Raw genomic sequence first — 10442 nt, 5'->3', positions numbered from 1 at the left:
GTGCCGCGGATCATCACCTCGTGATTACCGCGCCGCGAGCCGAAGGAGTTGTAGTCCTTGCGCTGCACGCCGTGTTCGTCAAGGTACTGCGCGGCAGGCGTTCCCGGCTTGATGCTGCTGGCAGGGGAGATGTGGTCGGTGGTCACCGAGTCGCCGAGCAGCGCGAGCACCCGCGCACCCGTGATGTCGCCGACCGGCTCCGGCTCGGCCGGCATGCCCTCGAAGTACGGAGGCTTACGCACGTACGTCGAATCCGAGCTCCATTCAAAGGTATTGCCGCTCGGGGTGGGCAGGTTGCGCCAGCGTTCGTCACCCTTGAACACGTCGGCGTAGTTCTTGGTGAACATCTCCTGGTTGATCGCCGAGGCGATGGTGTCGGAGACGTCCTTCTGTGATGGCCAGATGTCCTTGAGGAACACGTCATTGCCGTCCTCGTCCTTGCCGAGCGGCTGCTTGTCGAAGTCGAAGTCCATCGTCCCCGCCAGCGCGTAGGCGATCACCAGCGGCGGTGATGCCAGGTAGTTCATCTTCACATCGGGATTGATGCGACCCTCGAAGTTCCTGTTGCCCGACAACACCGCGGTCACCGCAAGGTCGTTGTCGTTGATGGCCTTCGAAATCTCTTCAGGCAGTGGGCCGGAGTTGCCGATGCAGGTGGTGCACCCGTAGCCGACCAGGTAGAAGCCGAGCTTCTCCAGGTAGGGCCACAGGCCCGACTTGTTGTAGTAATCGTTGACCACCTGCGAGCCCGGCGCCATCGTGGTCTTCACCCACGGCTTGGAGGCCAGCCCCTTTTCGACGGCGTTGCGGGCCAGCAGCGCCGCGCCCAGCATCACCTCGGGGTTAGAGGTGTTGGTGCACGACGTGATCGCGGCAATCACCACCGCGCCGTGGTCGAGCACAAACTCACCACGTTCGTCGGATTTCACGGTCACCGGATTGGTCGGGCGGCCCTTGGAGTGCGCGGCGGCCGACTGCACGGCCGGCGCGTCGTCGGCATGACCGTTGGCGACCTGGCCAGGGTCACTGGCCGGGAACGTCTCATCGAGTTCCTGGTCAAGCTTCGAATATCCCTGCGTGTCGGAGCCGTCGCCGACATAGCTGGGAATCGTCTTTCGGAAGGCAGATCTGGCTTCCGACAAGATGATTCGGTCTTGCGGACGCTTCGGCCCGGCGATCGACGGCACCACGTCGGACAGGTCGAGCTCGAGGTATTCCGAGAACGCCGGCTCGTGCTCGGGGTCGTGCCACAGGCCCTGCTCTTTGGCGTAGGCCTCGACCAGCGCCAGCTCCTCTTCGTTGCGGCCGGTGAACTTCAAGTAGTCGATGGTTTCCTGATCGATCGGGAAAATGGCTGCGGTGGAACCGAATTCGGGACTCATGTTGCCCAGGGTGGCGCGGTTGGCCAACGGAACCTCTGCGACACCTTCGCCGTAGAACTCGACGAACTTGCCGACTACACCGTGCTTGCGCAGCATTTCGGTGACGGTCAGCACCACATCGGTGGCCGTGACGCCCGCCTGGATCTCACCGGTCAGCTTGAAGCCGACCACTCGCGGGATCAGCATCGATACCGGCTGACCCAACATCGCGGCCTCGGCTTCGATGCCACCGACACCCCAGCCCAGCACGCCAAGGCCGTTGACCATCGTGGTGTGCGAGTCGGTTCCCACACACGTGTCGGGGTAGGCGACCCCGTCGCGGTTCATCACCACACTGGCCAGATATTCGATGTTGACCTGGTGCACGATGCCGGTGCCCGGTGGCACCACCTTGAAGTCATCGAACGCACCCTGCCCCCAGCGCAGAAACTGGTAGCGCTCGCCGTTGCGTTCGTATTCGATCTCGACGTTGCGCTCGAAGGCGTCGGCGGTGCCGAACAGGTCGGCGATCACCGAGTGGTCGATCACCAGGTCGGCGGGTGCGAGCGGGTTGACCTTCTCGGCGTCACCGCCCAAGTCGCCGATGGCCTCTCGCATGGTGGCCAAGTCGACGATGCACGGCACGCCGGTGAAGTCCTGCATGACCACGCGGGCCGGCGTGTACTGGATTTCGATGCTGGGCTCAGCTTTGGGATCCCAGTCGGCGATCGCCTGGATGTGGTCCTTGGTGATGTTGCTGCCGTCTTCGTTGCGGAGCAGGTTTTCGGCGAGCACTTTCAGGCTGTAGGGAAGCTTCTCCGTGCCCGGAACCGCGTCTAACCGATAGATCTTGTAACTGTCGCCGCCGACCTTCAAGGTGTCGCGCGCTCCGAATGAATTCACCGAATCTTTGCTGGTCACATCCACTCCCGTATTTAGTTCGGCTCGCCGACGGGCTGTGTCGGCGAAGCGCTGCCAAGTCTAACAGTACGCTTGTCCTGCATTCCGGCGGACCCCGAAAACTTCCATTCCTTGTGGGCGACCATCCGTTGCAACGCTCGCGTCGTCAGGCGGTACGGTTTCCAACCGTGACCACCCCGCACGCGCCGCTCTATATCCCGGGCGAGATCTGCGGCACCGTCGGTGTCGATCCCGCGACCAAGCCCGACGATTGTCTGGCGGTGGTCCAGCAGCAGGTCAGCGCCGGGAACATCAGCGCGCCGCCGGCCGTCACGCCGGAGTTGGTCGACGTGATCAACCAGGCTCACGAGCACGATATCGACCTCAAGATCGTCGTGCTGGACCACAATCCGCCGAACGACACCCCGCTACGAGACATCGCGACGGTGGTCGGCTCGCAACATCCCGACGCGACTGTGCTGGTGCTGAGCCCGAACTTCGTCGGCACTTACAGCACGCACTTCCCACGCGCCACCTTGGAGATCGGCGAAGACAACGCCAAAACCGGCAACACCGTGGCCTCGGCACAGAATTTCCTGCATCAGCTCGAGACGCCGCAGTTTCCATGGACCGGATTCACCATTGTTGTATTGATCGGGGTACTGGCGGCGGTGGTCGGAACGCGATTCATGCAACTGCGAACGAGACGATCAGCAACATCGCGTGAAAGCGGCGAAGCGGCTCACAACGACGCTGATCGAAGCGTCTAACTCGCTGTATTCCGCTTGTGTCGCATAGCGCCGGCACTTGTACCGCGCCGCGGGCAAATTAGTGATGTCACCATAGGGTCACAGTTGACAGAAGAACAGGTTTGTAGTTTGTGACATAAGTTTCTATTGGTTCGGATGTGACTTACGGTGCAGGGGATGCTTTTGGTTTATTCGTGCTTCCAGTGATTACTGGGGCCGACGCCGTCCGCCCGCGTTGAGCCAAGGAGACCCGAGTCGTATGAGACGCACCTGCCGCGGCTCGTCTTTCCGAGTGGCTACCGCGTTCACCCATCGCGTGGGTCCCGCGATGATCAGCGTGGCGCTGTTGCTGGGGACACCCGGTCTGGCCAAGGCCGACCCGGACACGATGGCCAAGCTGATCGCCGATGTGGCACAGGCCAATCAGCGTCTGCAGGATCTCAACGCGCAAATCCAGACCGAGGAAGAAAGCGTCAACAAGGCGGTGGTTGACGTCGAGACTGCGCGCGACAACGCGACGGCCGCCCAACACGACGTCGAGGCCAGCCAGCAATCGGTCAAACAAGCCGACGCCGCAATCGCGGCCGCCCAGAAGCGATTCGACCGTTACGCGGTGGCCAGCTATGTCAACGGCCCGTCGAACGGTTACCTCACGGCGGCCAGCCCCGACGACATGATCGCGACGGCGGCCGCCGGCCAGACGCTGGCTGCCAGCTCGCAGCAGGTGATGGACAACCTGCAACGGGCCCGCGCCGAGCAGTTGAACAAGGATTCGTCCGCCCGGCTGGCCAAGCAGAAGGCCGACAAAGCCGTCTCAGACGCTCAATCCAGCCAGAACGCGGCAGTGGCGGCCCTGACCTCCGCACAGCACAAGTTCGGCGAGCAACAACAGGAAGTCACTCGACTGGGCGATGAGCGTAACGCCGCCCAAGCCAGACTCGACGCCGCCCGCAACTGGTCGGCATCCGCGGGCGGACCGGATGCCGGACCGCGGGCGGCGTCGTCTGACCGATGGGACCCGGCGGCGCCGGGTTCCCCCAGCGCGCCGCGGGGACACGGCGACAAATGGGCCGGCGAGTGGGATCCCACGTTGCCGATGGTGCCCAGCGCCAATGTCCCGGGCGACCCGATCGCGATTCTCAACAAGGTCCTCGGGACGATGTCGACCTCGTCGGAGGTCACCTCCAACATGGGCCGCAGCTTCTTGCAGCAGCTCGGATTGGCGCCCACACCAACGGGTTTCACCAACGGCAAGATCCCCCGGGTCTACGGACGGCAGGCATCTGAGTACGTGATTCGGCGCGGTCTCTCGCAGTTGGGCGTGCCCTACTCGTGGGGTGGTGGCACCGCGGCCGGCCCGGGCAAGGGCATTGGATCCGGCTCGGGCACAACCGGTTTCGACTGCTCTGGTCTAGTGCTGTACTCGTTCGCCGGCGTGGGCATCAAGCTGCCGCACTACTCCGGTTCCCAGTACGACCTGGGCCGCAAGATCCCGGCCTCGCAGATGCGCCGCGGCGACGTGATCTTCTACGGCCCCGGCGGCAGCCAGCACGTGACGATCTACCTCGGTCAGGGGCAGATGCTCGAGGCGCCCGACGTTGGCCTCAAGGTTCGTGTCGCGCCGGTTCGGACCAGCGGCATGACGCCCTACGTCGTCCGTTACATCGAATACTGACGCGTGAAAGGGTTTATGCACCGGGGGTTTACGCGATCTAGGGGCTTTCACTGGACCAGGCTGGTCTGGTCGGTGCTGGCTGCCCTCGGCCTGCTGCTCGGACTGGCGGTTCCGGCCAACGCCGAAGACGGCTCTTGGGACCCGACGCTGCCGCCGGTGATCAGCGCCGGCGCGCCGGGTGACCCCGTCGCTATCGCCAACCAGTCGCTGCAGGCCACTGCCAACGCCACCCAGACGACGCTCGGTCTGGGGCAGCAGTTCCTCAGCGGCCTTGGCATCAACCTGGGCCCCAAAACCACCAGCGCGAACGGAATACCGCGGGTCTACGGCCGGCAGGCGGTCGAGTACGTGATCCGCCGCGGGTCGTCGCAGATGGGCGTGCCGTATTCGTGGGGTGGCGGCACGCCCAACTCGCCGAGTAAGGGCATCGACTCCGGGGCCAACACCGTCGGCTTCGACTGCTCGGGACTGGTCCGCTACAGCTTCGCCGGCGTGGGAGTGCTGCTACCGCGGTTCTCCGGTGACCAGTACAACGCCGGTCGCCACATCCCGCCGTCGCAGGCCAAGCGCGGCGATCTGATCTTCTACGGCCCGGGCGGTGGCCAGCACGTCACCATCTACCTGGGCAACGGGCAGATGCTGGAGGCGTCGGGCAGCGCCGGCAAAGTCACGATCAGCCCGGTTCGCAAGGGTGGCATGACCCCGATGCTGACCCGGATCATCGAGTACTGAGCAGGCGCACGAGGACCGCCACGTCGACGGATGCCGAGTGGCCTGGAATAGTTGAACAAGGGCACGCCGCTGCCCCACGGCATTCGTCGTGCGAGAGTCGTGTCTGTTTGAGCTTTGGAAGGTTGAGCCGTGGAGGGTAATCGATGACATCAGCAGGCGGGCCGCCCCCGGGCACCAGCGGTTACTCGGGTCCGGGCGGATCCCCGACGGCACCTGCGCACGCGGCCCCCAGCGGCGGTGGCAACGGGCTGGCCGCCGAGGTGCACACCCTGGAGCGCGCCATCTTCGAGGTCAAGCGAATCATCGTCGGCCAAGACCAGCTCGTCGAGCGGATGCTCGTCGGCCTGCTGTCGAAGGGCCACGTACTGCTCGAAGGTGTGCCCGGTGTCGCCAAGACCTTGGCCGTGGAGACCTTCGCGAAGGTGGTCGGCGGGACGTTCGCCCGCATCCAGTTCACCCCCGACCTGGTGCCCACCGACATCATCGGTACCCGCATCTACCGGCAGGGCAAGGAAGAGTTCGACACCGAGCTCGGGCCGGTCGTGGCCAATTTCCTGCTCGCGGACGAGATCAACCGTGCACCGGCCAAGGTGCAGTCGGCCCTGCTGGAGGTGATGCAGGAGCGCCAGGTGTCGATCGGTGGCAAGAGATTCCCGTTGCCCAACCCGTTCCTGGTCATGGCCACCCAGAACCCGATCGAGCACGAGGGCGTGTATCCGCTGCCCGAGGCGCAGCGCGACCGCTTCCTATTCAAGATCAACGTCGGCTACCCCTCTCCGGAGGAGGAGCGCGAGATCATCTACCGGATGGGCGTGAAGCCTCCGGAGCCCAAGCAGATCCTGGACACCGGTGACCTGCTGCGGCTGCAAGAGGTCGCGTCGAACAATTTCGTTCACCACGCGCTGGTCGACTACGTGGTGCGGGTCGTCACCGCCACCCGCCACCCCGAGCAACTCGGGATGAACGACGTCAAGACCTGGATCTCGTTCGGCGCATCGCCGCGTGCCTCACTGGGCATCATCGCCGCGTCGCGCTCGCTGGCGCTGGTGCGTGGGCGTGACTACGTGATCCCGCAGGACATCGTCGAGGTGATCCCCGACGTGCTGCGGCATCGGTTGGTGCTCACCTACGACGCGCTGGCCGACGAGATCTCGTCGGAGATCGTTATCAACCGGATCTTGCAGACCGTCGGAATGCCGCAGGTGAATGCTGTTCCGCAGCAAGGTCATTCGGTGCCTCCGGCAATGCAGGTCGCGGGTGCGGCCAGCGGTCGGTGACGGATAGCAACTCCGCCGCGGAGCAGCCCGTGGCTACCCGCCCGCCGTCGATGCAGCGCGGGCAGATCGATGACCCCAAGCTGTCGGCGGCGCTGCGCACACTCGAGCTGACGGTCAAACGCAAGCTCGACGGTGTTCTGCACGGCGACCACCTCGGCCTGATTCCCGGTCCCGGTTCGGAGCCGGGGGAGTCGCGCGAGTATCAGCCCGGCGACGACGTGCGCCGGATGGACTGGGCGGTGACCGCGCGCACCACGCACCCACACGTGCGGCAGATGATCGCCGATCGCGAACTTGAGACCTGGCTGGTGGTCGACATGTCGGCCAGCCTGGATTTCGGCACCGCGGTCTGCGAGAAGCGCGACCTGGCGGTGGCCGCCGCGGCCGCCATCACCTTCCTCAACAGCGGCGGAGGAAACCGGCTCGGTGCGCTGATTGCCAACGGCGAGAAGATAACTCGAGTGCCGGCCCGATCCGGACGGCAGCACGAGCAGACGATGCTGCGCACCATCGCGACCATGCCCAAGGCCCCAGTCGGGGTGCGCGGGGATCTGTCGGTCGCGATCGACGCACTGCGTCGTCCGGAACGCCGCCGCGGAATGGCGGTCATCATCAGTGACTTCCTCGGCCCGATCAACTGGATGCGCCCGCTGCGCGCCATCGCCGCGCGCCACGAAGTGCTCGGCATTGAGATCCTCGACCCGCGCGACGTCGAGTTGCCCGACGTCGGCGACGTGATCCTGCAGGATGCCGAAACCGGCCGCTCTCGCGAGTTCACCATCGACGAGCAGCTGCGCGACGACTTCGCCAAGGCCGCCGCGGCCCATCGCGCCGACGTGGCCCGCACGCTGCGCAGTTGCGGGGCGCCGCTGCTGCCGCTGCGCACCGACCGCGATTGGATCGCCGACATCGTGCGTTTCGTCGAATCCCGCCGCCGCGGGTCACTGGCGGGGCGCCAGTGACTTCCGCTTCTCACGAGTCGGGCCGCAACATCAGAACGGGTCTGTCATGACATTGCCCTTACTCGGGCCGATGACGCTATCGGGATTCTCCCACGCGTGGTTCTTCGTGTTCCTGCTGGTCATCCTCGGGCTGGTGGCGCTCTACATCATCGCCCAGGTGGCCCGGCAGCGCCGGATGCTGCGGTTCGCCAACATGGAGTTGCTGGAAAGCGTTGCGCCCAAGCAACCCACCCGCTGGCGGCACCTGTCGGCGATCCTGTTGATCGCGGCGCTGGTGCTGTTCACGATCGCGATGGCCGGCCCGACCCACGATGTCCGGATTCCGCGCAACCGTGCGGTCGTCATGCTGGTCATCGACGTCTCGCAGTCCATGCGGGCCACCGACGTCGAACCCAACCGGATGGCGGCCGCCGAAGTGGCGGCCAAAGAATTCGCCGGCGAGCTGACGCCCGGTATCAACCTCGGGCTGATCGCGTACGCGGGGACATCGACCGTTCTCGTCCAGCCGACGACCAACCGCGACGCGACCAAGGCCGCGCTGGACAAGCTGCAGTTCGCCGACCGCACCGCGACCGGCGAGGGAATCTTCACGGCGCTGCAGGCCATCGCCACCGTCGGCGCGGTGATCGGCGGGGGCGACACCCCGCCGCCGGCGCGCATCGTGTTGTTCTCCGACGGTAAAGAGACGATGCCGACCAACCCGGACAACCCCAAGGGTGCGTTCACCGCGGCGCGCACCGCGAAGGACCAAGGCGTGCCGATCTCGACGATCTCGTTCGGCACCCCGTACGGCTTCGTGGAGATCAACGGCCAGCGCCAGCCGGTGCCGGTCGACGACACCACGATGAAAAAAGTTGCTGAGCTCTCCGGTGGCAACCACTACGACGCGGCAAACTTGCAGGAGCTCAAGCAGGTTTACGCCTCACTGCAGCAGCAGATCGGTTACGAGACGATCCGGGGCGACGCCAGTGTCGGATGGCTCCGATTGGGTTCGCTGGTGCTGGCGCTGGCCGCGCTGGCGGCATTGCTGATCAATCGGCGGTTGCCGACCTAGATCCGTTGCATACCGACGTCGGGCGATTTCGGCCCCGCTGTGGTCAGGCGATAGGTTGTCGGGGTGACTGACGTAGCCACTGACCTCCCAGCCGACGGCGGCAAGCCCGCATTCGTATCCCGTTCTGTATTGGTCACCGGCGGAAACCGAGGGATCGGGCTGGCGATCGCACAGCGGCTGGCCGCCGACGGCCACAAGGTGGCGGTCACGCACCGCGGATCCGGGGCACCCGAGGGGCTGTTCGGCGTCGAGTGTGATGTCACCGACAACGACGCCGTGGATCGTGCCTTCAAGGCGGTCGAGGAGCACCAGGGTCCGGTCGAAGTGGTGGTGTCCAACGCGGGCGTTTCGGCCGACGCGTTTCTCATCCGGATGACCGAAGAGCGATTCGAAAAGGTCATCGACGCCAACCTCACCGGCGCGTTCCGGGTGGTCCAGCGGGCATCCCGCAGCATGCAGCGAAAGCGGTTCGGCCGGTTGATCTTCATCGGTTCGGTGTCTGGCAGCTGGGGTATCGGCAACCAGGCCAACTACGCGGCCTCCAAGGCCGGTGTGATCGGCATGGCCCGCTCGATCGCCCGAGAGCTCTCCAAGGCGAATGTGACGGCCAACGTGGTCGCCCCGGGCTACATCGACACCGACATGACCCGCGCGCTGGACGAGCGTATTCAAGAGGGGGCGCTGGAGTTCATCCCGGCAAAGCGGGTCGGTACCGCCGCCGAGGTCGCCGGCGTGGTCAGCTTCCTGGCGTCCGAGGACGCGAGTTACATCTCCGGTGCCGTGATCCCGGTCGACGGCGGCATGGGCATGGGCCACTGACGATTACACAATTGAAGGACGGAAATGGCAGGACTGCTCGAAGGTAAACGGATCCTGGTCAGCGGGATCATCACCGACGCGTCGATCGCGTTTCACATCGCCAAGGTGGCCCAGGAACAGGGCGCGCAGCTCGTGTTGACCGGATTCGACCGGCTGCGGCTGATTCAGCGTATCGCCGACCGGCTGCCGCAGAAGGCCCCGCTGATCGAACTCAACGTGCAGGACGAAAAGCACCTCGACACCCTGGCCGAGCGCGTGACCGCCGAGATCGGCGAGGGCAACAAACTCGACGGCGTCGTGCACTCGATCGGTTTCATGCCGCAGACCGGGATGGGTATCAACCCGTTCTTCGACGCGCCCTACGAGGACGTATCCAAAGGCATTCACATCTCGGCGTATTCGTACGCCTCGCTGGCCAAGGCGCTGCTGCCGATCATGAACCCCGGTGGCTCGATCGTCGGTATGGACTTCGACCCCACCCGGGCGATGCCGGCCTACAACTGGATGACAGTAGCCAAGAGCGCGCTGGAATCGGTCAACCGGTTCGTGGCGCGCGAAGCCGGCAAGCACGGTGTGCGCTCCAATCTCGTTGCCGCCGGACCGATCCGGACCCTGGCGATGAGCGCCATCGTCGGTGGCGCGCTCGGCGATGAGGCCGGCGCCCAGATGCAGCTGCTCGAAGAGGGCTGGGACCAGCGCGCGCCGATCGGCTGGAACATGAAAGACCCGACGCCGGTTGCCAAGACAGTGTGCGCGCTGCTGTCGGAGTGGCTACCGGCTACCACCGGGTCGATCATCTACGCCGACGGCGGCGCCAGTACCCAGTTGCTTTAGCTAGCAATGGATTTCGACGCCGTACTGCTGCTGTCCTTCGGCGGACCCGAAGGCCCGGAGCAGGTACGACCATTCCTGG

The 10442-nt window shown here is 65.1% G+C and carries 10 protein-coding genes; 9 read left to right on the top strand and 1 reads right to left on the bottom strand.

Going from position 1 to position 10442, the window contains the following annotated elements:
• Positions 1-2282: aconitate hydratase AcnA (gene acnA / locus VN856_RS26585; protein WP_325694880.1), on the bottom strand; the 2282-nt coding region annotated here is incomplete at its 3' end.
• 167 nt (positions 2283-2449) lie between these two features.
• Here acnA and VN856_RS26580 point away from each other — a divergent pair.
• The 9 genes from VN856_RS26580 to VN856_RS26540 form a co-directional block, all read left to right on the top strand.
• Entirely contained in the window at positions 2450-3031 is a 582-nt protein-coding gene (locus VN856_RS26580) for a DUF6676 family protein (protein WP_414687057.1), read from the top strand.
• A gap of 238 nt (positions 3032-3269) precedes the next feature.
• Entirely contained in the window at positions 3270-4685 is a 1416-nt protein-coding gene (gene ripA, locus VN856_RS26575; RefSeq protein ID WP_325694879.1) for an NlpC/P60 family peptidoglycan endopeptidase RipA, read from the top strand.
• A gap of 15 nt (positions 4686-4700) precedes the next feature.
• A complete protein-coding gene (gene ripB, locus VN856_RS26570) occupies positions 4701-5417 on the top strand; it encodes an NlpC/P60 family peptidoglycan endopeptidase RipB (RefSeq protein WP_414687058.1) in 717 nt (238 codons plus the stop codon).
• Positions 5418-5560: 143 nt separating this feature from the next.
• Positions 5561-6694 carry a MoxR family ATPase gene (locus tag VN856_RS26565; RefSeq protein WP_325694876.1) on the top strand — a complete coding sequence of 378 codons (1134 nt, stop codon included), beginning with the start codon at positions 5561-5563 and terminating at the stop codon, positions 6692-6694.
• Positions 6695-6744: 50 nt separating this feature from the next.
• Positions 6745-7656: a DUF58 domain-containing protein gene (locus tag VN856_RS26560; protein WP_325694883.1), complete on the top strand. Its 912-nt coding sequence runs from the start codon at positions 6745-6747 to the stop codon at positions 7654-7656.
• 46 nt (positions 7657-7702) lie between these two features.
• Positions 7703-8710 (top strand): VWA domain-containing protein, encoded by a 1008-nt coding sequence (locus tag VN856_RS26555; RefSeq protein WP_325694875.1) that lies wholly within the window; start codon positions 7703-7705, stop codon positions 8708-8710.
• A gap of 63 nt (positions 8711-8773) precedes the next feature.
• The gene (fabG1, locus tag VN856_RS26550) at positions 8774-9529 is read left to right on the top strand and encodes a 3-oxoacyl-ACP reductase FabG1 (protein WP_325694873.1); all 756 of its coding nucleotides are present in this window, start codon (positions 8774-8776) and stop codon (positions 9527-9529) included.
• A 24-nt stretch (positions 9530-9553) separates the two neighbouring features.
• Positions 9554-10363, top strand: coding sequence for an NADH-dependent enoyl-ACP reductase InhA (gene inhA / locus VN856_RS26545; RefSeq protein ID WP_325694872.1), 810 nt, complete (start codon positions 9554-9556; stop codon positions 10361-10363).
• 6 nt (positions 10364-10369) lie between these two features.
• On the top strand, positions 10370-10442 hold a 73-nt coding region (locus tag VN856_RS26540), incomplete at its 3' end, for a hypothetical protein (RefSeq protein ID WP_325694881.1).

The organism is Mycobacterium sp. (assembly GCF_035603715.1).
Taxonomy (GTDB): domain Bacteria; phylum Actinomycetota; class Actinomycetes; order Mycobacteriales; family Mycobacteriaceae; genus Mycobacterium.
Note: the sequence above shows the minus strand (reverse complement) of the source record. Positions and strands in the feature narration are given on the sequence as shown.

Coding starts and splice junctions, on each gene's coding strand:
- ripA (WP_325694879.1), top strand. CDS start 3,270: ATGAGACGCACCTGCCGCGGCTCGTCTTTCCGAGTGGCTACCGCGTTC.
- ripB (WP_414687058.1), top strand. CDS start 4,701: ATGCACCGGGGGTTTACGCGATCTAGGGGCTTTCACTGGACCAGGCTG.
- VN856_RS26565 (WP_325694876.1), top strand. CDS start 5,561: ATGACATCAGCAGGCGGGCCGCCCCCGGGCACCAGCGGTTACTCGGGT.
- VN856_RS26560 (WP_325694883.1), top strand. CDS start 6,745: ATGCAGCGCGGGCAGATCGATGACCCCAAGCTGTCGGCGGCGCTGCGC.
- VN856_RS26555 (WP_325694875.1), top strand. CDS start 7,703: ATGACATTGCCCTTACTCGGGCCGATGACGCTATCGGGATTCTCCCAC.
- inhA (WP_325694872.1), top strand. CDS start 9,554: ATGGCAGGACTGCTCGAAGGTAAACGGATCCTGGTCAGCGGGATCATC.